This window comes from Yoonia maritima (assembly GCF_002933395.1).
GTDB classification, from domain to species: Bacteria; Pseudomonadota; Alphaproteobacteria; order Rhodobacterales; family Rhodobacteraceae; genus Yoonia; species Yoonia maritima_A.
This window is the reverse complement of the sequence record NZ_PKFN01000013.1, coordinates 159,811-184,344: the sequence shown is the minus strand read 5'-3', so window position 1 is coordinate 184,344 and position 24,534 is coordinate 159,811. Positions and strand designations below refer to the sequence as shown.

General features: G+C 53.4%; 22 protein-coding genes. 7 read left to right on the top strand and 15 right to left on the bottom strand.

Features of this window, described 5'->3' with window-relative positions; all coding sequences use genetic code 11:
• Nucleotides 1-46 precede the first annotated feature (46 nt).
• Together clpA and gloB are read right to left on the bottom strand one after the other, a co-directional pair.
• Entirely contained in the window at nt 47-2,374 is a 2,328-nt protein-coding gene (clpA, locus tag CYQ09_RS16905; RefSeq protein WP_106746563.1) for an ATP-dependent Clp protease ATP-binding subunit ClpA, read from the bottom strand.
• A 179-nt stretch (nt 2,375-2,553) separates the two neighbouring features.
• Entirely contained in the window at nt 2,554-3,330 is a 777-nt protein-coding gene (gene gloB / locus CYQ09_RS16900) for a hydroxyacylglutathione hydrolase (RefSeq protein ID WP_106746562.1), read from the bottom strand.
• Between the two features lie 62 nt (nt 3,331-3,392).
• Here gloB and CYQ09_RS16895 point away from each other — a divergent pair, with 62 nt between their 5' ends.
• Nucleotides 3,393-4,145, top strand: a complete 753-nt coding sequence (locus tag CYQ09_RS16895) for a methyltransferase domain-containing protein (protein ID WP_106746561.1) — start codon at nt 3,393-3,395, stop codon at nt 4,143-4,145.
• Between the two features lie 2 nt (nt 4,146-4,147).
• On the opposite strand, the gene CYQ09_RS16890 is transcribed toward CYQ09_RS16895, so the two are convergent.
• On the bottom strand, nt 4,148-4,651 hold the full coding sequence (locus CYQ09_RS16890; protein WP_106746560.1) for a CAP domain-containing protein: 504 nt from the start codon (nt 4,649-4,651) through the stop codon (nt 4,148-4,150).
• A 158-nt stretch (nt 4,652-4,809) separates the two neighbouring features.
• Here CYQ09_RS16890 and CYQ09_RS16885 point away from each other — a divergent pair, with 158 nt between their 5' ends.
• Both CYQ09_RS16885 and CYQ09_RS16880 read left to right on the top strand, forming a co-directional pair.
• Nucleotides 4,810-6,168: a tetratricopeptide repeat protein gene (locus CYQ09_RS16885; RefSeq protein WP_106746559.1), complete on the top strand. Its 1,359-nt coding sequence runs from the start codon at nt 4,810-4,812 to the stop codon at nt 6,166-6,168.
• A 43-nt stretch (nt 6,169-6,211) separates the two neighbouring features.
• Entirely contained in the window at nt 6,212-7,315 is a 1,104-nt protein-coding gene (locus CYQ09_RS16880; protein ID WP_106746558.1) for a THUMP domain-containing class I SAM-dependent RNA methyltransferase, read from the top strand.
• Here the strand turns inward: CYQ09_RS16880 and CYQ09_RS16875 are convergent.
• From CYQ09_RS16875 to CYQ09_RS16840, 8 genes are all read right to left on the bottom strand, one after another.
• Nucleotides 7,312-7,953 (bottom strand): ATP-binding cassette domain-containing protein, encoded by a 642-nt coding sequence (locus CYQ09_RS16875; RefSeq protein ID WP_106746557.1) that lies wholly within the window; start codon nt 7,951-7,953, stop codon nt 7,312-7,314. The two genes, CYQ09_RS16880 and CYQ09_RS16875, sit on opposite strands and share 4 nt — an antisense overlap.
• Complete coding sequence (locus CYQ09_RS16870) at nt 7,946-9,637, bottom strand: ABC transporter permease (protein WP_106746579.1); 1,692 nt, start codon at nt 9,635-9,637, stop codon at nt 7,946-7,948. The genes CYQ09_RS16875 and CYQ09_RS16870 overlap by 8 nt, the downstream gene beginning before the upstream one ends.
• Before the next feature lie 25 nt (nt 9,638-9,662).
• Nucleotides 9,663-10,862 (bottom strand): ABC transporter substrate-binding protein, encoded by a 1,200-nt coding sequence (locus tag CYQ09_RS16865; protein WP_106746556.1) that lies wholly within the window; start codon nt 10,860-10,862, stop codon nt 9,663-9,665.
• A 13-nt stretch (nt 10,863-10,875) separates the two neighbouring features.
• Nucleotides 10,876-11,484 (bottom strand): CDP-alcohol phosphatidyltransferase family protein, encoded by a 609-nt coding sequence (locus tag CYQ09_RS16860; RefSeq protein WP_106746555.1) that lies wholly within the window; start codon nt 11,482-11,484, stop codon nt 10,876-10,878.
• Nucleotides 11,485-11,578: 94 nt separating this feature from the next.
• Entirely contained in the window at nt 11,579-13,573 is a 1,995-nt protein-coding gene (locus tag CYQ09_RS16855; RefSeq protein WP_106746554.1) for a hydantoinase/oxoprolinase N-terminal domain-containing protein, read from the bottom strand.
• Between the two features lie 36 nt (nt 13,574-13,609).
• On the bottom strand, nt 13,610-15,406 hold the full coding sequence (locus tag CYQ09_RS16850; RefSeq protein ID WP_106746553.1) for a hypothetical protein: 1,797 nt from the start codon (nt 15,404-15,406) through the stop codon (nt 13,610-13,612).
• Nucleotides 15,407-15,457: 51 nt separating this feature from the next.
• A complete protein-coding gene (locus CYQ09_RS16845; protein ID WP_106746552.1) occupies nt 15,458-15,850 on the bottom strand; it encodes a GtrA family protein in 393 nt (130 codons plus the stop codon).
• A gap of 15 nt (nt 15,851-15,865) precedes the next feature.
• Nucleotides 15,866-16,801 (bottom strand): glycosyltransferase family 2 protein, encoded by a 936-nt coding sequence (locus CYQ09_RS16840; protein WP_239495986.1) that lies wholly within the window; start codon nt 16,799-16,801, stop codon nt 15,866-15,868.
• Between the two features lie 142 nt (nt 16,802-16,943).
• Here CYQ09_RS16840 and CYQ09_RS16835 point away from each other — a divergent pair, with 142 nt between their 5' ends.
• Both CYQ09_RS16835 and CYQ09_RS16830 read left to right on the top strand, forming a co-directional pair.
• A complete protein-coding gene (locus tag CYQ09_RS16835) occupies nt 16,944-18,218 on the top strand; it encodes an acetylornithine deacetylase/succinyl-diaminopimelate desuccinylase family protein (RefSeq protein WP_106746550.1) in 1,275 nt (424 codons plus the stop codon).
• A gap of 180 nt (nt 18,219-18,398) precedes the next feature.
• The gene (locus CYQ09_RS16830; protein ID WP_106746549.1) at nt 18,399-19,430 is read left to right on the top strand and encodes a hypothetical protein; all 1,032 of its coding nucleotides are present in this window, start codon (nt 18,399-18,401) and stop codon (nt 19,428-19,430) included.
• A 114-nt stretch (nt 19,431-19,544) separates the two neighbouring features.
• Here the strand turns inward: CYQ09_RS16830 and panC are convergent, their stop codons facing one another.
• Nucleotides 19,545-20,390: a pantoate--beta-alanine ligase gene (gene panC, locus CYQ09_RS16825; protein ID WP_106746548.1), complete on the bottom strand. Its 846-nt coding sequence runs from the start codon at nt 20,388-20,390 to the stop codon at nt 19,545-19,547.
• The gene (gene panB / locus CYQ09_RS16820) at nt 20,387-21,214 is read right to left on the bottom strand and encodes a 3-methyl-2-oxobutanoate hydroxymethyltransferase (protein WP_106746547.1); all 828 of its coding nucleotides are present in this window, start codon (nt 21,212-21,214) and stop codon (nt 20,387-20,389) included. The genes panC and panB overlap by 4 nt, the downstream gene beginning before the upstream one ends.
• A gap of 207 nt (nt 21,215-21,421) precedes the next feature.
• Here panB and CYQ09_RS16815 point away from each other — a divergent pair, with 207 nt between their 5' ends.
• On the top strand, nt 21,422-22,441 hold the full coding sequence (locus CYQ09_RS16815) for a P1 family peptidase (protein ID WP_106746578.1): 1,020 nt from the start codon (nt 21,422-21,424) through the stop codon (nt 22,439-22,441).
• Here the strand turns inward: CYQ09_RS16815 and CYQ09_RS16810 are convergent.
• Entirely contained in the window at nt 22,430-22,837 is a 408-nt protein-coding gene (locus CYQ09_RS16810; RefSeq protein ID WP_106746546.1) for a RidA family protein, read from the bottom strand. The two genes, CYQ09_RS16815 and CYQ09_RS16810, sit on opposite strands and share 12 nt — an antisense overlap.
• A 69-nt stretch (nt 22,838-22,906) precedes the next feature.
• Here CYQ09_RS16810 and CYQ09_RS16805 point away from each other — a divergent pair, with 69 nt between their 5' ends.
• Entirely contained in the window at nt 22,907-23,476 is a 570-nt protein-coding gene (locus CYQ09_RS16805) for a TetR/AcrR family transcriptional regulator (protein WP_106746545.1), read from the top strand.
• A 54-nt stretch (nt 23,477-23,530) separates the two neighbouring features.
• Here CYQ09_RS16805 and CYQ09_RS16800 read toward each other — a convergent pair whose 3' ends face one another.
• Complete coding sequence (locus tag CYQ09_RS16800; protein WP_106746544.1) at nt 23,531-24,514, bottom strand: ABC transporter substrate-binding protein; 984 nt, start codon at nt 24,512-24,514, stop codon at nt 23,531-23,533.
• Nucleotides 24,515-24,534 lie beyond the last annotated feature (20 nt).

Below are 24,534 nucleotides of genomic sequence, written 5' to 3'. Positions count from 1 at the left end.
AACGCCCGCCGTTAACGGCGGGCATTTGCTATCTATGGCGACACAATCAATCGGCAGTTAAGAGCGGTGGCTTATCTCCACCATCAGTGATCTTACCTTGCTCTGGGGCTTCATAATTTAAGACAAGTGCGCCACCTTTGACGCCTACCTTAACGATCCCACCCTTGACCAACTTGCCAAACAACAGTTCTTCGGCAAGCGGTTTCTTGATGTGCTCTTGAATAACACGGCCAAGCGGGCGGGCGCCCATCTTTGCATCATATCCCTTGTCTGCCAGCCATTCCGCTGCAGCCTTGGTCAGTTCAATATGGACGTTGCGGTCAATCAGTTGTGCTTCTAGCTGAAGCACAAATTTCTCGACCACTTGCATAATCACTGGTTTCGGCAGTGCGCCAAAGCTAATGATCGCATCTAATCGGTTGCGGAATTCAGGCGTGAACGTCCGCTCGATCGCGGCGGTATCTTCGCCTTCGCGGGTTTCGCGACCAAAGCCCAATGCGTTTTTCGACATTTCAGACGCACCAGCATTCGATGTCATGATAATGATCACGTTGCGGAAATCCGTTGTGCGACCGTTGTGGTCGGTCAGTTTCCCGTGGTCCATGACTTGCAGCAAGATGTTGTAAACATCCGGATGCGCCTTTTCCATTTCGTCGAGCAACAATACACAGTGCGGGTTTTGGTCAACGCCGTCAGTCAGCATGCCACCTTGGTCAAAACCGACATAACCCGGAGGTGCGCCAATCAGACGTGATACCGCGTGTTTTTCCATGTATTCAGACATGTCGAAACGTAGCAGCTCTACCCCCAATGTGTCGGCCAGTTGTTTGGCCACCTCGGTCTTACCGACACCGGTTGGGCCCGCGAACAGGTAGTTACCGATTGGTTTTTCCGGTTCACGCAACCCAGCACGCGCCAGTTTAATCGCCGAAGACAATGCCTCGATTGCGGTGTTCTGACCAAAGACGACACGCTTGAGAGACTTTTCAAGATCCTTCAAAACTTCGGCATCATCTTTAGACACGTTCTTGGCTGGAATACGCGCGATTTTTGCGACGACCGCCTCGATGTCCTTAGCGCCAAGCGTCTTGCGGCGTTTGGATTCAGACAGCAGGTGCTGTGCTGCACCAGCTTCGTCGATGACGTCGATCGCCTTATCCGGCAGTTTGCGGTCGTTGATGTAGCGCGCAGAAAGCTCTACTGCAGTTTTGATCGCGTCAGCTGTGTATTTGATGCTGTGATGCTCCTCGAAATACGGCTTCAGCCCCTGCAGAATTTTAATCGCGTCTGGAACCGAAGGTTCAGTCACATCAATCTTCTGGAAACGACGGGATAGCGCACGGTCTTTTTCAAAGTGCTGACGGAACTCTTTGTATGTCGTTGACCCCATGCAGCGCAGTTTGCCGCCCTGCAACGCAGGTTTCAGCAAATTGGATGCATCCATCGCGCCACCCGATGTCGCACCAGCACCAATAATGGTGTGGATTTCATCGATAAACAGCACCGCATCAGGATGGTCTTCCATTTCCGTCATCACGGCTTTTAGCCGTTCTTCGAAATCACCGCGGTAACGCGTACCAGCAAGCAAAGCCCCCATATCAAGCGAATAGATCGTCGCCTTAGACAGAACCTCGGGTACTTCGTTATTTACGATTTTATACGCCAAACCTTCGGCAATCGCGGTTTTGCCTACGCCCGGATCACCCACCAACAGCGGGTTATTCTTACGACGGCGGCAAAGCACCTGAATGCAACGTTCAACTTCGTGGGTACGGCCGATCAACGGATCAACATCGCCCTTTGAGGCCTTCACATTCAAATCAACGCAGTATTTGGCAAGTGCGCTTTCTTTTTCCTCGGCTTCGCCACCGGATGAAATCGTTTCACCATCTTCTGGTGATCCGGTTACCGGGCGCGATTCGCCAAAAGCGGGATCTTTGGCGACGCCATGCGCGATAAAATTCACAGCATCGTAACGCGTCATATCCTGTTCTTGTAGGAAGTAAGCCGCGTTACTTTCGCGTTCAGCAAAGATAGCAACCAATACGTTGGCGCCGGTTACTTCGCTACGACCAGACGACTGCACATGGATCGCTGCGCGTTGGATTACCCGCTGGAACGCGGCTGTTGGCACGGCCTCTGATCCTTCGACATCTGTGATCAGCGTCGCAAGATCGTCGTCGATAAAATCTTCTAGATCTTTGCGCAGATCGTCCAGATTGACCGAGCAAGCACGCATAACACGCGCCGCATCAGGTTCATCAATAAGCGAGAGCAAAAGATGCTCTAGCGTGGCAAGTTCGTGTTTGCGGGCATTCGCAAGGGCCAGCGCCCCATGAATGGCTTGCTCTAGTGTGGTCGAAAATGATGGCACTTTTGTGCTCCTTCACATCGTGGGTCTGCTCGTGCTGGGCACAAACCAACCGTGGCCTCTTATCCTTAAGGTTTGGTTTTATCCCGGAACCTTCAAGGACTTTTTTCCGATTCATCCTCACAAAACATGTGAAAAGTGGCTTTTGCGCGAAATTCTGGCCCAATCGGGTAAAATGGCTGTCAGAATCTGTCTTTTCTTGCGCGTATTTCAGCAAACACCTCGACGTCAGTCGACATTTCCATCCCTAGAACTGCTTTGAAGGCAGTGTCGTCGGCCCGTAAAAACGGGTTTGTCCGCTTTTCGTCGCCTAAGTTTGAGGGAATCGTTGGCTGATTGGTCGTCCGTGCGGCTGTGATCTTCTCTATACGAGAGATAAGCGCAGAATTCTCAGGATCAAGGGACAGAGCGAAACGTGCGTTCGATTCTGTATATTCGTGACCGGAACAAACAACCGTACTGTCAGGCAGTGCGCGCAGCTTTTGCATGCTGTCCCACATTTGCGCAGGCGAACCTTCAAATAGCCGTCCGCATCCAAGCGCCATTAAACTATCTGCCGTGAATGCATAACCCGGATCGGGCATGTAGAACGCGATATGACCTAAGGTATGCCCTGACACGTCAAACACATCCGTTTGTGTACCACACACGGTCAGCATGGCGCCTTCACTTACTTCGACATCTAGCGGCGGAAGACGGTGAGCATCTGCTTTTGCACCAATCACGCGCGCGTCCCCACGCAGTTCTTTGACGCCATCAATATGATCCGGGTGGTGATGGGTCAGTAAAATGTCGGATAGAACCCAACCACGCGCATCAAGTTCTGCTTGGATTGGGGCCGCCTCCGGCGCGTCGATCAACGCAGTTTCGCCAGTCTGTGCATTGTGGACCAAAAACGCATAGTTGTCCGACAAACACGGCACAGTGACCAATTCTAATGTCGTTGAAGTGTTTCCCATGGCAATGCGCCCTTCTGTTGATATGGTTAAACGTAATCTTTGCCCAAGGAACTGCAACCGCAATGCACCTAGATGTTTTGGATCTGCGTCAATTCTATTACCGAAGCGCCCTTGGGCGGGCGGCCCAAAAGGTAATCCGCACAGAGCTAACCCAAATGTGGCCAGAGGCCCAAGGCCAGATGGTTGTCGGCTTTGGTTTTGCTGTTCCGCTATTGCGACCATACCTAAAAGACGCTCGGCGCGTTATCGGGCTGATGCCTGGTCCACAAGGCGTGATGCCTTGGCCGCCGGGCGAAAAAAACCAAAGCGTTTTGTGCGAAGATACCCTTTGGCCCATTGAAACCGGTCACGTCGACAAGCTGGTGATGATGCACGGGCTGGATACAACTGAACAACCAACAGCATTGCTGGACGAAGCATGGCGTGTGTTGGGTCCAGGGGGGCGGGCTGTTTTCATTGTACCGAACCGTGCTGGGCTTTGGTCGCGATCGGACAAGACCCCATTTGGCTACGGGCGTCCATATTCACCTAGCCAACTTGAATCGCAACTACGCAAACATCGGTTCGTGACAGAACGAACGCTTTCTACGCTCTATCAACCGCCCTCAAGCGGACGAATTTGGCGTAAGTCAGCCGGGCTTATTGAACGTGTTGGGCACTCCATGCCATTGATCGCTGCAGGAGGCGTTCTTATGGTTGAAGTCAGTAAACAAATGGCTGCACCCACCCCAACAGGGCTTTCTGAAACCGTAAAGCGGCCGTTAAGGGTGTTAGAAGGCATGACCAAACCCGTACCAAAACCTGAAACCGCCTAGCGCTACATCTCTGTTGCTAACACCAACACCCAATAGGTGTTGCTACCTGAACCTGCCTTGGCTAATGCATAGTCTTCAAACGCTGGGTTGATGTTATTTGCATGGTGGCCCGGTGAATTTGTCCAGCCCTCCATCACCTGTTCTTCGGATGTCTGCCCCTTGGCAATGTTTTCACCATACGTACGCCAGACATAGCCGGTCGCGGTAATCCGATCACCGGGTGACGAACCGTTCAGCCCTGTGTGGCTAAAGTAATTGTTCGCAAGCATATCGTCAGCATGGCCTTGCGCGGCAGCACCCAGCCGCGCGTCATATGTAACCGCCCCAGCACCGTTGGAAGCGCGCACATCGTTTAGCATACCCTGAAACGACGCATCTACAGGTGTCGATGGCACCGTCGGGGTGCTTGGGGCCGTCGGCGTTCCGGTGCTGGTATCAGCACCCGAGGTTCCGCTGCTGCATGCGCCTAAAACTGATATAGCAACGACTGCGAGATAGGATTTCATAGCGTGACCTCATTTAGCTTACAGAATGCGTAGTCGAGTCCGATACAGCATCAAAGCCGTTTTCACGCCCCCATCAAAGCTGGCGACGAAACGCCGATCCACCGACTAAAGCGGTCAAAACGTTGCTGGTATCTCTGCACCGTATTAGCGATACTATTATGAAACGCTCATGTTACGCCATCATATTTGCGATCCTATTGTGTTTCGGAATCTCAGTCAGGAACGCCCACGCGTCCCCCACAGACATACTGTCACAATCGGAACAAGCACTGGTCAGTGGCAACCCAGAACGCGCGCGTGCACTGGCCGACGTTGTCATCGACCAAGAGCCATCCAATTACGCGGCGCTCATCTTACTTTCATTAGCACATGCGGACCTTGGCGCTGACCATGCCTCTGCAGACGCCGCGACGTATGCCTATCGGGTCGCCACAACAGCCGACCAACGGCTTCAAGCCGCCCGGATCGTTGCAAGTGCGCATTTTAAGGTGGGGCAATACACACGTGCACAATGGTGGCTTAGGCGCGCAGGCAACCACATCGATACACGTCAAGATGCAGCGAAAGTACAACAAGAGTTCACGAGAATTCGCACCAAAAACCCGTTGCGCGTCAATCTTGGTTTCTCGGTCGCGCCATCTGACAACATCAACAACGGATCCGAATCGGAATCGTTTTTCCTAGAAGGATTGGACTTTGAATTTTTTCTGCCCGAAAGCAGTCTCGCGCTAAGCGGCATCGAATACGCTGGCGATGTATTCGCGGCCTACGATTTGTCACAAGGGCCGAACCATCGCACACAGCTACAGGGCTACATTTTTGGCCGAACGTTTTCACTGTCTCGTAAATCCCAAGAAGCGGTGCCGGATATTTCCGGCAATGACTATGCCCTGATGTTGACAGAGGCAGCGATAAACCACAGTCGGTTATTGCAAAGCGGCTGGGGCCCAACCAGCGTCTCAGCACATATCGGCAAGGCATGGTTTAGCGGCGACCCTCTTTGGGATTATAGAAAGCTATCATTGGCGCAGACGATACCAGAGGGCGTTAACGACACGTTAACCATTGGGGGTAGTTTTGAAGACCGCACAGCACGTCGTGCGACACAGTCTGACACTCAGGTCACATATCTTTACGCAAGCCAGCACCATATACGTACAAACCAAGACAAGGTTACGATCACTGTTTCAGGACTTTCGCAGGACGCTGCATTCGAAACCGACAGTTTCACAGAATATCGGGGAAACATCGTCTACCATTTCGACCAACCGTTGATAGGAACACATGTCTCCGTATCCGGCGAACTTGGCTACAAAAACTACGACGAATTCACCCTTTCGCTTGATGGGCGTAGGGATCGCTATGCCAGCCTTGGCGGCACAGTGGTTTTTGACAGCATCAGCTATTTCGGGTTCGCTCCGACGGTTGCGCTTACCGCCACGCGTACGGAATCCAACGTGACCCAATTTACGACATCTCAACTACAAGCTCGCGTTGGCGTCCAATCCACGTTCTAAACGGAGCTTGCGCAGACGCCGTGCTTGGCCCTATGCACGGCGAATGAGCCAATTTGAAATATTCATGACCGCCACGCCCGGACTCGAATCTGCGTTACACGCAGAAGCGTTGGAAAACGGGTTCCTTGATGCCAAAGTCACACCCGGTGGGGTGACGATCATGGGCGGATGGCCAGATGTTTGGCGCGCCAACCTCATAATGCGCGGTGCAACCCGCGTTTTAGCGCGGGTGGGATCATTCATGGCGTTTCATTTGGCGCAGCTCGATAAACGGTCGCGCAAATTCCCTTGGGGTGACATATTAGACTCTAATGTGCCTGTTAGGGTCGAAGTTAGTACGAGCAAGAAATCCAAAATCTATCACGCTGGCGCTGCGACACAGCGGATCGAAACCGCACTACGCGAAAGCCACGGCATGACGATCAGCCCCGAGGCCGAGATCGTGATCAAGGCGCGCATAGACGATAACAGGGTAACCATCAGTCTCGATACATCCGGCGAAAGCCTGCATAAGCGCGGTCACAAAGAGGCGGTGAACAAGGCCCCGATGCGTGAAACGTTGGCTTCGCTGTTCTTGCGTGAATGTGGTTATGACGGAAAAGAGCCTGTGTTAGACCCTATGTGCGGCTCTGGCACCTTTCCGATTGAGGCAGCAGAAATCGCGCGTGGTTTGAACCCAGGTCGGTCACGCAGTTTCGCGTTCGAAAAGCTCGCCAGCTTTGATCAATCAGCATGGGAAGACATGCGCAAACAATCACCAAAGCCAACGACACAGCATTTTTACGGCAGCGACCGCGACGCGGGTGCCATCCGGATGAGCAAAGCAAACGCATTGCGCGCTGGTGTCGATGACCTGATCACTTTTGAAAACCACCCGGTGTCCGACCTGCAACGCCCTGACGGGCCACCCGGCCTGATCATCTGCAACCCACCATATGGTGGCCGGATCGGGAATCCCAAACTTCTGTTTGGACTGTACGGTAGCCTAGGTCAGACGCTCAAAGAACGGTTTGGCGGCTGGCGCGTCGGGATCATCACAAGCGACGCTGGGCTCGCCAAGGCCACTGGCCTGCCGTTCAAACCAAAAGGCGCGCCCGTTCCGCATGGTGGGTTAAAGGTCTGGCTGTTCCAAACAGGGCCGCTTTAACTCTGCACTTCCAATGTAATGACTCTACCACCTGCGGCGCGGGCGTCTTCGGCGTCGTGGGTCACCATCAACACAGGCAACGAACGGGCCCTTGCCCGTATGAACACCAAATCGCGAACCTGAGCGCGTAATGCGGTATCCAGCCGTGAAAACGGCTCATCCAATAGCAATGCGCAGGGTTCGGACAATAGCATCCGCATCAACGCGACACGTGCCTTTTGCCCACCAGATAGGGTAGCGGGATCGCGATCTTCAAAGCCGGCCAAGTCAACCTCCGCTAGTGCTTCAGCTATCTTCGCCCGGCGGTCTGCTGGTGAACCGCCCGGCGCGAGCCCAAACGCGAGGTTTGCGCCAACGGATAGATGCGGGAACAGCAGATCATCTTGGAACAAGATGCCAACGTGTCGCTTGTGCGCGGGTGCATTTGTGATGTCACGCCCATCCAAAACAACACTGCCGCTTCCGGTAAAGTCGGGTGAAAGGGTGCCGGTAATGTACGCTAGCAGCGTCGATTTCCCCACGCCCGACGGGCCCATGACGGTCAAAACCTCGCCCGGTGCGATGTCGTGTGACAACGTTAGCAGCGGCTGTGCACCGTTCGAAATTTCAATATTCCGCAGGAATAGACCCTTATTCATGCCGTAGACCCTTTCGATTGCGCCAGACTAAGGTTGGGATCAGCAGCGCCATAGCAAAGGGTAACAACGCGGCACCCGTTTGCATTAAACCATACACCCCAATCGCACGACGGTCGCCACCTGACGCAAGTGCCACTGCCTCGGTCGTTAGGGTCGCGACACGACCGCCGCCGATCAATAGCGTTGGCAAATATTGCCCCACTGAAACGGCAAGCCCAACGGCGAACGCCGTTAGTATGGGGCGTAGCAGCATCGGCAGCCGCACGCGCCACAGCACACCATCAGGGCTTGCGCCCAATGCAGCGGCGACCGTTCCAGTCCGCGCGTCCCACGCACGAAATGGATCGGAAAGTGACAAAAACACATAGGGCAATACGAAAACCAAATGCGCCAGCATGACAGGTATCCGCCCGACTTCGGCCCCGATCCCCAGCATTAGTGTCTGCAAGCCCGGTAAAAACGCCGTTTGCGGAACCAACAACGGCAGGTAAAGCAACCACACCGCTCGCTGCGTTACACGTAGCCCATGGCGATACTCTGCTTCTAGGCATCCGATGGTTAGGATCAAAGCGCTGAACCCCACCGCGACCGCGATGAACGCGGTTTCACCAAGCGCCGCGAATGCCCCCGGCCCATGCCGCATCCAATTGCGTGATGTGAACCCGTCTGGGAACGCATCGGGAAAGCCCCAATAACCCGCGACCGACCAGATCGCCAAGACGAACAGTCCAAACAGCACCACCAAGACCGATACCCCACCTGAAAAAAGGGCTACTTGGGCAATAATAGGGTCACATCTTCCACGCGCACCTGAAGCAATCCAACGTCGACCGAAATGGGCGAAAGCGATCTCTCCCACTCGCCAAAACGCGAGCGCGCCGACAACCAAGGCAAGCTGCATGATCGCACCAGCCGCAGCCAACAGGCGCATAGAAAGTTCCGGGTCCGACATCCATTTCACGATCTGTACCGACAGCGTCGGCGGCGTGTTTGGCCCAAGTATCACCGCGACATCAACGACCGACATCGAATAGGCCAACACCACATACACCGGTGGCCTGATCTGGGCATAGACACATGGAAACACCGTCTTAAGCCAACCTGTCACGCGCCCGTATCCCAATGCTTGGGCGATAGTGACACTGTTTTGCGCCTGCGCTTGGCCAAGGGCTGCGATGCTAATCAGGATAAGGAACGGGATTTCTTTGATGATAAGACCTGCCATCATGGTCAGGCCCAAAGGGTCTTGGACGATCAAAATATCCGGCGGGCGGTCCCAGCCAGTCACAATCGGAGACAGCAAACGCGCGATCCAGCCAGACGGCGCGATCAGAAACGCCAGACCAAAGGCGGCGGCGGCATGTGGCACTGACAAAAGCGGCGACAATAGCCTTTCAAGAACCCGAAACTGGCGGGTTCCCGACCACCCCGCCAACAGAAGGGTAACAACAGCTAACGACACGACGGTTGCGCCCACCCCCGTTGTCACTGAAAGCAATACAGCGCGCGCAAGGCCGGGCCAATCGAACAAAGCCACAAAGGGCTCCAACGACGGCCCTGTCAGCCCTGCGGCTGGCAGATGACCGAAGGCAGGCAACAGCGTTCCCCAAATGCCAGCGGCGACAGGCCCCAGCATAAGCAAAAGGGTCAGCGCGGGTAGAAGGGGTAAAACGGGACGTCGCATATGTATCAACGTCCCAAGATCGCGCTTATTGCGCAACACCGTAGCGTGCCGACCAATCATCAGCGATGCGTGTCATCCAGCTTGGGTGCGGTTCAGCCTGAACAGTGCCAAGCTCGGCCGGGGTCAGCGTCGCGACACCCAATTCCAGCCCGTCAAAGGCCGCACGATCTTCGGCGGTGAGCGCGTCCATGTTCAACACGGTCCCATACCCCAAGATCGCGGGGTCTTGTGCACGGGCTTGAGCCTCTGGTGACATCAAAAAATCTGCGACGACCATCGCGCCTGCTTTGGACCCGGAATTATACGGGATCGCCACAAATGACGCGTTGCCGATTGTTCCTTTGTCCAAAACAAACGTCCGAACGGTGTCAGGAAGTTCATAATTCGCAATCGCTGTAGACGCAGCACCCGGGCTGAAGGAGATCGACAGATCAAGTTCACCATCCGCGATCAACGGGAACATCGCTGTGCCGGTCGCCGGGTATGCTTTGCCTTCGCGCCATAGGTTTGGCGTGAGTTCATCAAGATAAGCCCACAATGGCGCTGTCACGGCATCATAGTTTTCATCGGTCGCAGGCGTGGCCAAGACCGATGGATCGTCCAAAATATCGACCAAAACCTGTTTTAGGAAAGTCGTGCCTAGGAAATCTGGCGGTTGCGGATAGCTAAAGCGGCCGGGGTTGGCTTGCGCCCAATTCTGCAGCGCCTGCATTGAGCCCACCCGATCAGGCATCGTCGCAGTGTTGTGGACAAATACCACTTGGGCCATGGCCCATGGGCTCTCGTATCCTTCGACGGGAACAGTGAAATCCGTCTGCACTGCTTTGCCTTCAGCATCGACCAAAGCCCAGTTTGGCAAGTCTTCGGCATAGGGGCCAAACAATAGGTCCGCGTCTTTCATCGCGGCAAAGTTGGACCCATTAATCCAGATCATATCAATCGCGCCGTCGTCGTTTTCGCCCGCCTGTTTTTCCGACAAAACACGCGTAACGGCATCGGATGTGTCAGTCAGCTTAACATGTTCCAGCGTGACACCGAATTCTGCAGACACCCGGTCACCGACCCATGCGATGAATTCATTGGTTGTGGTCGATCCACCCCATGCATTCCAATAAACGGTTTGCCCTGTAGCCTCGGCCAGAACGGCATCCCAGTCGGCGGGGTTCACATCAGCCAGGGCAGGCAAAGGCGCCAAGAGCGCGGCCAGAACAGCAAGGTGTTTCATCAAGATTGATCCTTTATTCGGTGAATATCTGTTTCGCGGCGTATAGCCGAAGTGTTGCGGTCGCAAAGCAAAGCGCGCCAAAAACCCAAGAGAGCGGAGCAAAATAACTGGGCAGCAAGCAAAGCACGACGAAAAACCCGATGGTTTCTGTACCTTCAAGAATTCCGTTCGAGTAATAAAGCGATTTTTGCCCTTGTGCGTCGGTCTTGTGGCCATGTTTTTCGGCAAGAATTGCATAACCTAAAAAGCTGGCACCGTTGAAATAGAACGACGCCAGCAAAAACGCGCCCGCAGCACCGTTCGTTGCGGGTGACATCCAAACGAACGCCATCGGGATCAGCCCGTAGAACAAGAAATCTACGGTAATATCGAGATATCCACCAAAGTCAGTTTTACGGGTCGCCCGTGCAACCGCGCCATCCAACCCATCTGCAACCCGACTTAGCAACAGCGGAACCAGCGCTACCCGCGGCGCATCAAGCGCAATAAATACAGCGGCCACCCCACCAAGGAACAAACCAGAAAGCGTGATGAAATCAGCTGTAATGCCACGCGCCGCTAACCCTTGGCCAAGCTTGTTCAGCGGCGGGTCAATCAATCGGCGTGCATATCGGTCGAGCATTCGTACCTCCCCAAGGTTTAAACCTTGTCGCCGATGCATTCATCAGGCGCAATCACGGTGACATGAATGTGAGAAAATCAACTGTTTTGACACATTAGACGTGGGCAATGCGCGGTCGCCCACTTGCAGTAACCCGCATGGTTGCCTCGATAAATGTATTCTGGCCTTCAATTTCGGCCTCTTTCACGTCACATGCGACAGTGATCCGCGGGTCCGTCACACCAGCGGTGGCTGCCTTTGACTTAGCCACATCTGTTAACGCCCGTTCTAATGCTGCAAGGCCGGTATCTTTGTCTGCAAAGCGATGCGGCCCATCCGATAGATATGCTGTAAACCCGCCGTCATTTATTAACGTACCGGTTTCTTGCATTCTGACCTGCCCAACGACGGCACCAACAGCGTTGGCCACATCAGCATGTTTCGGCAACACCATTTTTGCGCCAAGCCGTTTACCAACCGCCCCATAGTAGGCCGGCGCAGAGGCCCCGAGCCCGACAATCGGCACACCAATCGACAACTGCATTTGCAGCACACCTTGGTGTCGATCAAGCCCAGCCAGCGTCAGTGGATGTCGCGCAAGGTTTGTGGATTCGCCTGCAATCCCATCTTCTGCAAACGCAGTCTCAAGCAAGCAATTCACAGTTTGTGTAGTCAGCTGATCCACGATCATCTGTGCCAAAGCTTCAGAATGCGGCGCAATGCATTGACCAGAACCAGCCCGGCGACGGGCAAACAAGGTCAGCGCTTTGTCCGCTGCATCGCGGTCCCAGCTATCTGATCTGCCCAAAACATGTGATGCATCCGATGGGGTTACACCTGCAATCATCACCAGTCCGCGATTTATCAAACGAGTGATCGCAGGGCTTTCGACACGTGTCTGTACAGCTTTGCCAAGTCGCATCGGTCCATCAGAAAGCCGCGTTGCAACCATCAATTCGCGGTCGTCTAAACCATTGGGAAAGTTAGACCATAAAGGGATAGCAAATTGTCCGCCATCTTGCGCAGGAATGTCATGGGCCAACGCCCGATCTAGCTCGGGGTGGATAAGTTCGGGGAACTGGGTTGCCGCAAGTGAAATAGGCATTAACCGTCGCGGCCCCAGTAGCAACACACCCTCTAACCCATCCTGCACATGGACTTCGCTATCGCCACCTAGGCCGGTAGTGCGCATTGCGACGGCTTCGACCATCGTGCGAAACGGGCCCACGCGCGCGCCTTGCGGGTCGATCATGGGACGACCATCGCGCAGCAAGCACACGTCTGTCGTGGTCCCACCGATATCGCTTACTAATGCATCTGTTTCGCCGCTTAACCAGCTTGCACCCGCAACGGACGCCGCCGGTCCGCTAAGGATCGTTTCAATCGGTTTATCGCGTGCGACATCGGCAGGAATAAGCGCACCGTCGCCGCGCACGACCATCAAATTTGCCGTGATACCACGCTGATGAAGGTGACCTTTGCACGCTGTGATAAGCTGGTCGATCAGTCCGATTAACCGTGCATTCAAGACAGCAGTCAGTGCGCGTTTTGGCCCGCCCAAAGCCTGTGATAGCTCGTACGAACACGTCACAGGCTTTCCCGTCATCTTGCGAAGATAGTCACGTGTCGCGCGTTCGTGCGCTGGATTGCGGGTGGCAAAACTACTCACCACAGCAAAACCGGACACATCGACATCCAACGACTTAACCTCATCCTGCAGTGTTCGCATGTTAAGCTGAGCCACTTCGACGCCAGCGTGATCATGCCCCCCTGAAAGCCGGATTAACGGATCCCCGCCAAGCGCATCGGCCAAGCCTGACCTTTGCAGATCAGAGTCATCGAATCCGACGGCGATGAGGGCTATTCGGCCACCTTGCCCTTCGACCAAAGCGTTAGTTGCAAGGGTCGTCGACAGCGAAACCATAGCGATATCACATACCGGGACACTGGCCTGTGCCAAGGCTGCATCAATAGCATTACCAACACCGATCGCTAAGTCAGGTCGGGTCGTTAGCGCCTTTGCAGAGGCGACGATCACGTCGGTTTGTTCCGCTAAAACAACGGCATCAGTATAGGTTCCCCCGGTGTCCACACCCAATAGATACGCCATCAAACCTATCCTTTAGCTTTCGTCGGATGGCATACCTTAGCGCAATATCTCGAACAACAGCTGATCTTCGTGCGACACCGGAACGCGTCGTAACCAATCAGCCTCTTCACCAGTGGAAAGCCCGCGCACATATTCGCTTTGATAGTTAAAGCCTCGACATAGAAGAAGATGCGTTGCTTTGGTTTCCATTACGTAGCTTTTGAAGGCATCTTGATCGAACTGAAAGGGAACAATCCCGTTCATGAATGCCTCTGTGCTGCGGTGGTACGGTGCCGACAATACGCTATGGTGTGTCGCCCAAATCAATGCAGGCCCGAAATTTACATGGTTCAAGATAATCGCAGGCGCGACTTCGTTCAGCGTATTTAATGATGAATAGCTGCGGCAATCTCCCCGCGGACGTTCTTTGGATTGACTGCGAACCTCAAGCAAAGGCTCAACCGTCTTTACCAGCACCGTCGACCCTAAAACAGCCGTCGTAACCAACAGGCCAACAAGTCCGTCAGACAAGCTTCGGGTTCTAAGATAATTTCGCATTAAATTTGCGATCACCACGCCAGCGATCATCGGGACAACCGAAGCTGGTATAATTACCGCGCGGATTTGGATGAACATAATCGGTAGCCCAGCCAAACCAATAATGATTAACGTTCCCAAAGCAGCATGAGCATGACGGCCGAGATCCCCCCGCTTTCGCTCAACAAACCACAGAATGCTCCCTGCGATTAAAACCGTGAATATCGGCAACGCAAACACCAGAGCGCTCGCGGTGTTTGCTTTAAAATAAACCCAAGCGGGCTTGGCCTCGTTGATCTGGCGACCAATCAAATCGCGTAAATCATCTGGGATTTGCGCATATGGCCCAGCCATACAGTGTGACAAAAATGGCCACACCAGAAAAAGCCCCAAAAGTACGACCAAAAGGCCCGTACCTACGTGCACAAAGATGCCGCGCTCATATTGCGCTATAAGAACCAGAGCTACGCATGCTATACATGCAATACCAACCAACATCAGCGTTGGAGGGGCCAACTGGTCACACATCAGATCCATCCGTATTGCTGGACCAGTTTGCCCCAACCATAGCACGACGCTACCAATCGTAAGCGACACACAAAAGATGACCAGAAATTGTCGTTGAGGACGTGCATTTTCGACGGCGGCGCGTACGAACGCCACCGCACCAAGACCGACAATAAAAACAAGGCTCTCTAACCCTACGGCAAGTGATACGGCTGCAGCCAACCCGCCTACAATACCCGCCACATATGGCCAAGATGGCCAAGATGGCCAAACAACGGCAAAGGCCATCAGTGTCATCATTAGCATTTGGACGTTGTGATGGTCCACATCGCCCGCGCTTACATGAGTGCTCGACAGGACTGGCCAGCACACCGTGCACATCACGGCAAAACAAGCAGCCCATGCACCAAAAACGCGCCTTGTGCCGAACCCTATGACAAATATGCTGATTATCAAAAGAGCAGTAGGCCAAACCGTGACAGCTAACATTTCCGCTTGCGCCATAGGTAGAAACAGCGACGCTGGAATAATAATAGAAGCCATCCCTGCATCTATATAACGTGACCAATGCAACGATACGCCTTCGGGTGGCATCAGACGATACTGAGCAACATCATACCATCCCTGCCCCGCCAACCAATCGCGGACAGTAAGCAAGCGCATTACACTGTCGGTCCCCCTACCCGCAAAGTTCTCGTGAATTCCGAGGCCAGCTACAATCGCTTTGAAAACCGTGATTAATACCGCAAAGATCAACACAGCCGAAAATGCATTTTTTTTAAGAATATTAAGGAAGGGGTAGCGCGACATTAACAGTTCAATCCTTTTCAAAGTTCTAGCGTATTTGACGAGGCAAAGACGTTAGCTTTCATTGCGAAACGCGATTTCTCGCGCGCCCCAAAAATTAATAAACATCCCAACGAACGACCCAAGCAACAACCCCAACAAGATTGTCGCCCCAGCGCCGCTAAAACGGTGTACCACCAACGTGTAGACAGAAAAGTTTGCCGTCGCTCCGATGAGTTGAACCGTTAAATAACGATTGAACTGTCGAAGCTTTCTAGACCGATCGGCAGTTGTAAATGTCCAAATACGATTGAGCGCCCAGGTCGCAACGATCGCCACCGGAAATGAAAATGCGCGTGCTATGTAAGGGTTAAACCCACATGCTAACAAAAGCCAAAGCATGCCACCGTCGATAATAAAGCCCACGCCACCGACCATACCAAAGCGCACTATCTGCCTGACAAGCATTGCATCCACCAAAGACTACTGGTCCCGTGGGGCGTGGTGCGACAAGTAAGCTAATCGCTTCATCTCGCGACGGCCACGCGTTACGGTATCGAGGATCAGTCCGGTCATGAACGACAAGGTGGCAATAATCATAATCGCAGAAGCCAAGACCGCAGAGGGAATCCGCGAAACTAACCCAGTCGCGATGAACTCTGTTACAACAGGATAGCCGATTACGATGGATAGGAATGCTAAGGTTGCCGCGATACCGACAAAGAAAGGGAATGGTCGCTCTTCTTTCACCAGCGAAATAATCACTCGTAAAATGCGTATTCCATCACGAATTGTGTTTAGCTTACTGTTTGAACCGGGCATTCGATCAATATAGACTGTATCATGATCGGCAATTGGCATCCGTAGCTCTAATGCATGCACGGTCAGTTCAGTCTCTATTTCAAACCCCTGCGACAAGGCAGGAAAACTCTTGACAAACCGGCGTGAAAAAACGCGATAGCCTGTAAGCATGTCTTGGGTACGTCGGCCAAAAATGCTTGCCACCAAACCTGTCAACATCCAGTTCCCGAGCCGATGCCCAGGGCGGTATGCCTCTTGAATTTCGGTGACGCGGCAACCGCTGACCATGTCCAGCGTATCGCGTTTTAATAAAGCAATCATGTCAGAGGCCGCCGCTGCCTCGTAGGTGTTATCGCCATCGACTAAAACGTAAATATCCGCGTCAATATCCGCAAACATACGCCGCACGACGTTCCCCTTACCTTGCTGAGGTTCGGTACGCACAATAGCCCCCGCTTCCTTGGCAACGGCAATTGTATCGTCAGATGAGTTGTTATCGTAAACATAGATACTCGCCGTCGGCAGCGCGTTTTTGAAATCCTGCACGACAAGGCCAATAGGCTTGGCCTCGTTATAGCACGGGATCAAAACAACGATTTTGTCATTGAATTCTGCCACGATAGCATCCAGTCAAATTACCTGATTTAAAGCGCTGTATAAGTGACCATCGGTTTTGTTAACAGACTTAACTGCGTGCATACTAAATGACGATACAACGGGTGGTATTGCTGCCTCAGTTGTTTTGCCCAATAGTCATAGCATGACTGACCAAACTGCATTGATGAACGCCATTGATAATCGGCGCGAAGACCTGATCGCACTGACACAAGACTTGATCCGTATTCCGACGCTCAACCCGCCGGGTGAAAACTATCGCGAGATTTGTGAGTATTTGGATCATCGTTTACGAAAATCGGGCTTTAGTACCCAGATGGTCCGGGCACATGGCACCCCCGGTGACTGCGAAAAATATCCCCGCTGGAATATCGTCGCCCGCCGCGAAGGAACACGCACAGGTGATTGCCTACATTTCAACAGCCACACGGATGTTGTTGAAGTCGGCAAAGGTTGGACCGTGGACCCATTTGGTGGTGACCTAATCGACGGCAGAATCTATGGGCGCGGTGCCTGTGATATGAAAGGCGGTCTTGCCGCGTCAATCATTGCGGCCGAAGCTTTTTTAGAAGTGCACCCCGATTTTTCCGGCGCGATTGAGATTTCCGGCACGGCGGACGAAGAGTCCGGTGGTTATGGCGGCGTCGCTTATCTGGCCGAGCATGGATTCTTTGCCAACGTGCAGCACGTCATCATTCCTGAACCCTTGAACAAAGACCGTGTGTGTCTGGGCCATCGTGGCGGCTGGTGGGCCGAGATCGAGACCTTTGGCGAAATCGCCCACGGGTCAATGCCGTTTTTGGGCGATTGCGCGGTACGGCACATGGGTGCCGTGCTGGGCGAATTCGAAGACAAACTATTCCCTGCTATGGCTACCCGCCGCACCGACATGCCGGTCGTCCCCGAAGGCGCGCGATCATCGACGATGAACATCAATTCCATCCACGGCGGTCAGGCCGAACAGTCCGACGATTTCACCGGCCTACCCGCGCATTGCGTGCCTGATAGCTGTCGAATCGTGATTGATCGGCGTTTCTTGGTCGAGGAAAGTCTAGATCAAGTCCGTGACGAAGTGACTGGCCTGCTTGAAGGGCTCAAATCCACCCGTCAAAAATTCGACTATTCCCTGACCGAATTAAACAGCGTACTGCCCAGCATGACGGACCGCGATGCGCCCGTGGTTAAAACCGTCGCCGCGCAGATCGAACAGGTCTTAGGTAAACCCGTCAAATTCGTGGCCTCGCCCGGAACCTACGACCAAAAACATATCAACCGGATTGGGAAGCTGAAAAACTGCATCGCCTACGGGCCGGGAATTTTAGAACTCGCCCACAAACCCGACGAATACATCGGCGTAGATGACATGATTGTCAGCGCCAAGGTAATGGCGGGGGCGTTGCGGGAAATTTTGGTGGGGTGAGTTCCTCAACGATGAAGGTCAGCTTAGAGTCCAAATTACCTATTGCTGCGTTGTGCTCGAATGATTGCTCTTGTTAGTATTCAGATATAATTGCTTCAATTGAATCGCTGCCAGACAAGTTTTATACTTATGCCCATATTCGCGCTTCACAGCGCCCAAGTTTAGACTGGATTCGATCAGTTGTATGTCACCTTCTACCTTATCTTTCTTGTGGCATGGCTTGTAGGGATATCACGATCGGAAACTAAGGCTGTAAGAGCTCGAAAAGCTGGATTTCGAATAGCTATCAGGTCTTTCCTGTGGATCGTCGCCTTCTTTGTCGTTATCAATGGCATTCAAATGGGAGGGCTGATATTTTTCGCAATCCCAACTTTCATTCTTATACCTATCTTCTTGATCGGCGTTGGCCTTGCCGTTTCAACGACAGCGAAGATTGCACACGTTAGAGGCGTCAATAGCCTTGCGTATGCAGTTGGCGCAATTTCACTTTTTGCTCCGCTCAGTGCTATTCTTGTTTTGTGGTTGAGTAATCAAAGCTACGAATTGGAACGCCGAGAAAATTTGGCAAGATTCCAAGAAGGCAACGTTATTGGAATCTTAGGCGGCCAAGTGGTAAGACTTCCAGCAAGTCCACAATTGGAAACCATCCATAATTGTTTAGAATATGGCCGCTGTCGAACTCGCTTTCGGCGGAGCGGTGAAATGCTTCAAGTTCTGGAAAGTGACCCTACTGAAGAGGTGTTATTTGAGGAAGTCGAGTTAATCCCCATTCATGAAACCTGTGAGGGCAGCTCAGCGCCTATTAACGCATGCTTGCGTTTGTCCAAACTCCGAGAATGGTGCTCAACGCGAGTCGAACTGTCTCTGAGCATTTGGTGCAAGGGAACGCCGAGACATAGGCTCGTATTTGTTTCGGCAGAACAAAACGAATTTTCCTTTTATGATGATACACAGTTCTGGAGTGAAGAAGAAACAAAACACATCGGCATAGATGCTATTGGCGCGCCAATCACGGTTGAATGTCACAACCATCGTGATGATTTAATACGGCACAATGCTCACCTCAGTCGATATTGTCGTATCAGCTACAATGTGTCTGAGAGTATAATTACTACGATCTTTCTTGATAAGTTTGTCACCTCCGAAATGAACTCTCAGGCAACAATCATGGTGGACTACGCAAGTGGAATTTGGGAGACTATCAGGCAATAACGCTTTGTATCCTTGCCTTGTGACTATTATGAAAAACTGTTTTCAAGCGACCATTGGCGCAAACGCAGCGAAAGTCGGCAAAGTCCCGCACAGTGGGCGTACGTATTTGCGTATCTAACCTACCGCAATATTATCAATCAACCGCACACCCGCCAGCCACGCTGCTGCAAATAACCGCGCATCGGGTTTCGTTTTGTCCAATAGTGACAAATCCCCACCGTCGCGCAGTTCGAGGTAGTCGATGTCGTTGAACCCTACGGCCAGCAGGCGTGCGCGTGCGTCGGCTTCGATGTCTGACATTGCGGCACCTGCCAAAAGCTGATCGCGCAGGTCGTTCATCACCTCGGCCAGAACGGGCGCGTGAATGCGGGATCGGTCGGATAGCAGCAGGTTGCGCGATGACATCGCCAGCCCGTCTTCTTCGCGGATTGTAGGGCATCCGACGACTTCGATAGGGATATCCAGGTCAGCGGCGAGACGGCGCACGACCTGTAGTTGTTGATAATCTTTTTCGCCAAAGAACGCTTTGTCGGCACTGGTTTGCAAGAACAGTTTCGGCACCACAGTCGCGACGCCATCAAAGTGGCCAGGGCGGGTTGCCCCGCATAGCATATCGGTCAGGCCTGAAACGGTCACAGACGTCGCAAAGCCTTCGGGGTAAATTTGATCAGCTGAAGGCACATAGATTAGGTCAACGCCAATCGATTCCAATTTGCGCGCGTCGTCGTTTTCCGTGCGCGGGTAGTTCTCCAGATCGTCCGGGTTATTGAACTGTTTGGGGTTTACAAAAATCGTAACAATCACTCGGTCACATGCCGCGCGCGCGGCCCGGGCCAGCGACAAATGCCCCTGATGCAGCGCGCCCATTGTTGGGACAACGCCAATTATCTCGCCTGCTTTGCGCCAGACAGCCGTCTGGGCGCGTAACGCGGCAAGGGTCCGTTCAATCGGTGCGATCATTTCTTGGGGGCCTCGTCCGCGAAAATATGTTCTTGGGCTGGGAAGGTCCGTGCGCGGACTTCTTCTGCGTAGTTGGCGATCGCTGCTGCGCCATCGTCGCCCAAATGCGCATAGCGCTTCACGAACTTTGCCTTGAACGCCGTGAACAAGCCAAGCATGTCGTCAACGACCAGAATTTGGCCATCGCAACCCGCGCCTGCGCCAATGCCGATGGTCGGGATCGCAATGTCTGCGGTGATCTCATCCGCCAGCGTTGCGGGTACTTTTTCAAGGACCACGGCAAAAGCGCCTGCATCTGTGATAGCGCGCGCATCCGCAATCAGCGCGTCACGTTCATCACCGCGCCCTTGGACCTTGTAACCACCCAAAGTGTTCACGGATTGCGGGGTCAGGCCGATGTGCGCCATGACAGGAATACCGCGCGATACAAGGAACGCGATGGTTTCGGCCATCACGACGCCGCCTTCTAGCTTTACCGCGCCAGCGCCTGTTTCAGACATCAATCGCGCCGCATTACGAAATGCTTGCTGTGGGCTTTCTTCGTATGACCCGAATGGCATGTCCACAACCATCATCGCGCTTTTTAACCCGCGCGCGACAGCCTGAGCGTGCATGATCATCATCTCCATCGTCACGCCAAGCGTCGAAGGAAGACCATGAAGGACCATCCCCACACTGTCACCGACAAGAACGAAATCACAGTGTTCGTCCATCATTTGTGCCATGGGTGTGGTGTATGCGGTCAGGCTGACCAGTGGCGCACCACCTTTTGCAGCACGGATATCATCCGGCAAAGGGGCTCGTTTTTTCGCAGTCGCGCTCATCTGGTCCTCCAACCTAACGCCTAGTTGCACGTCAGATAACAGCCGAGCGGGGGTGTTTCCAGCGACAAGCCTCGAGAAACAGACAATCTAACCCAACGTTGAAACATTATTTCGTGTCCGATTTAGACGACAAACGCAAACGTATCACTGCAAATTTTGCATCATCCTCATTGTTTTAAGAGGCTTAAACATGCCAGCATGCAAACCATGACATATAGACCCGGACCGAAGAATCTGATCACCGACATAGCGGGGTTGCGCGTCGGGAATGCCCAAGACGCTGCACTAAAGTCAGGCAGCACCGTGTTAGTTGGTGATGCGCCGTTCGTTGCGAGCGTTCATGTGATGGGTGGGGCACCCGGCACGAAAGAAACTGATCTGCTGGCACCAGACAAAACCGTGGGTGCGATTGACGCGCTTGTGCTGTCTGGCGGGTCCGCATTTGGGTTGGATGCGTGTTCTGGTGTGATGGATGGTCTGCGTGCAATGGGCCGCGGATTTGCCGTTGGCAAGTTGGCGATCCCAATTGTACCGGGTGCAATTGTGTTTGATCTGATCAATGGCGGTAACAAGGATTGGGACGAAAATCCCTATCGCGCCTTAGGTCATACCGCGCTGCAAAACGCGGTCCCCGATTTTGATTTAGGAAGCGTCGGTGCAGGGACAGGCGCACTTGCCGCGATGCAAAAAGGTGGGCTTGGCTCTGCGTCAATGGTGTTACCCGATGGTACGACCGTGGGCGCGCTGGTTGTCGTTAATTCACTTGGCAGTGTGACGACCCCAGGTGATCGGCATTTCTGGGCCGCCCCGTTTGAAATTGACAGCGAATTTGGCGGCATCGGCCCTGATCCTGCCAGCGGGCTGGTCGCCCCACAAGAAAGCCGCAAAGAAAAGGCGATGGCGTTACAGGGTGCCGAAAACGCAAATACGACAATCGCCATCGTCGCAACTGATGCGCCTCTGACCAAGACGCAATGCCACCGCATGGCGGTCACTGCCCACGACGGAATGGCCCGTGCAATCGTTCCGTCGCACACTCCGCTAGATGGGGACTTGGTGTTCGCTGCAGCGACCGGAGACGGCTCAGGTGTTGATCCGACAGCCATGCGTGAAATCGGCGCTGCAGCGGCTGTTTGCCTAAGTCGCGCAATTTGCCGTGGCGTTTACGAAGCAACACCTGCAGCCAACGACCTTATTCCGTGCTATCAAAGCCGATCAATCCGGTAGGCGTACCGTTAGCTCTAGCTCAACCTTGAACTCTGGCGAAGCGAGCGCCGCAACGCCCACACCTGTGATGCATGGCTGTGCACCATCGAAAAGCGCGAGGATCGGTGGAAATACCTGTTCCAAACTTGCCGGGTTCAGGTCAGTCATAAAGCACCGTAAAATCACGATATCCTGTGGGGATGCGCCCAACGCGTCGAGCGCCGCTTTTGCATTATCGACCGCGATCTGCGTTTGCTCGATCAAGCCCTCGGGTACAGGTTCACCTGTTGCCCGTGTCGCGACCTGCCCCGAAACATAAGCCATCCTGCCCGGTTCAACGATTGATATCTGCGAATACCCCATTGCGCCTGCATCCGGCATCGTCGGGGGGTTCATACGTGTAATTGTCTGTGTCATAAGATCATCCAATAAGAAAAATTCTACTTCTGATTCTTAAATTGCTACATATGTAGAGGATGCAATTCAATGGCGCAAAAAGCCGAACGCAAGACCGCAATCCTGATGGGGGTAATCGGGCTGCTTGCATCAAGGGGGCTGGATGGGGTCACGCACCGCGCCGTGGACGAAGCCGCAGGTTTGCCGCAGGGCTCAACAACCTACTACTTTCCGAAAAAGACTGCTCTTTTGCTGGCAGCTGCCGATCATCTTGCTGATCTACTGGGCAAGGATTGTGATGAACTTCAAGTGGCGTTTTCTGATATCGCCGCCAAACAAGGCATGACCGCAGCGATCGCATATGTTGGCGATGAAATGGTTCGCTATGCAGAAGACAGCAAAAATTTATTCCTAGCCCGAATCGAGCTGACGGTCGCGTCATCCCGGCGCGAAGACCTAAGCGCGGTGGGCGATAAACTGACAGCAGCCGCACGCCGCCCTATCGCATTTTTTTTACAGCTTGTTTCTCACGGACGCGCAGATGTGCCAGTTGATACCTGTGCAGGGCTCGTTGACGGGATCACGCTCATGTACGTAACCGGACAAGGGCCAAAGCCAACAACTGATCAGATCAACGCCGTGTTGAAAGCGCTACTTTGAAAAGAAATAAGCGACGGACACGCCGCCGCTTATTCTTAGCATAGATGATGCTGTTTAATTCAGCGCAGCGTCCGTAATGACGCTTGTCCATGCGCCTTCGGGTGCAGCAGAGATCACAGGATCAGAACCGCCAGCAAGCAGCGTATCGACCGTCCGCTGATAATCAGCGGGATCAAGCGCGCCATTGGAACCAGCAGTCAGCTTAGCGATTTCGCCCATCATGCGAACCTGTGCAGCTTCGGTTTGCGCACCTGTTTCGTCGTTATCCAAAACGATACCAGCAGCATCTTCCGCATTCTCTTCGGCCCATTTCCAACCCTTCATAGATGCGCGCACAAAGCGGGTCATCTTGTCGACAAATGCCGGATCTTCAAGGTTATCCTCCAGCACATACATACCGTCTTCTAAGGTTGCGACGCCTTGGTCTTCGTAAAGGAATGTCACCAATTCGTCAGGTGAAACGCCCGCATCCAAGACCTGACCATATTCGTTGTAAGTCATCGTCGAAATGCAGTCTGCCTGACGCTGCAACAGTGGATCAACGTTAAAGCCCTGCTTGAGAACGGTCACGCCCTCCTCGCCGCCGTCAGTTGGAATGCCTGCTTGGGACATCCATGACAGGAACGGATATTCGTTACCAAAGAACCAGACGCCGATGGTTTTACCACGGAAATCTTCGACACTTTCAATGCCGGTATCTTTCCAGCAGGTCAGCATCAGACCCGATGTTTTGAACGGCTGCGCGATGTTCACAACAGGCAGACCTTTTTCACGGGCCGACAGTGCGGATGGCATCCAGTTCAGCATCACATCAGCGCCACCACCAGCAAGCACCTGCGGCGGTGCAATGTCAGGGCCGCCGGGCAAGATCGTGACATCCAGCCCTTCTTCTTCGTAGAACCCTTGGTCGAGCGCCACATAATAACCCGCGAATTGGGCTTGTGTGACCCACTGCAACTGCAGTGTTACTTCGTCGTCGGCAGATGCTGCACTGCCTAGACCTGCGGCAAGAGCTGCCGCCATCATCAATTTCTTCATTTTGACCTCCAAGTCAGATT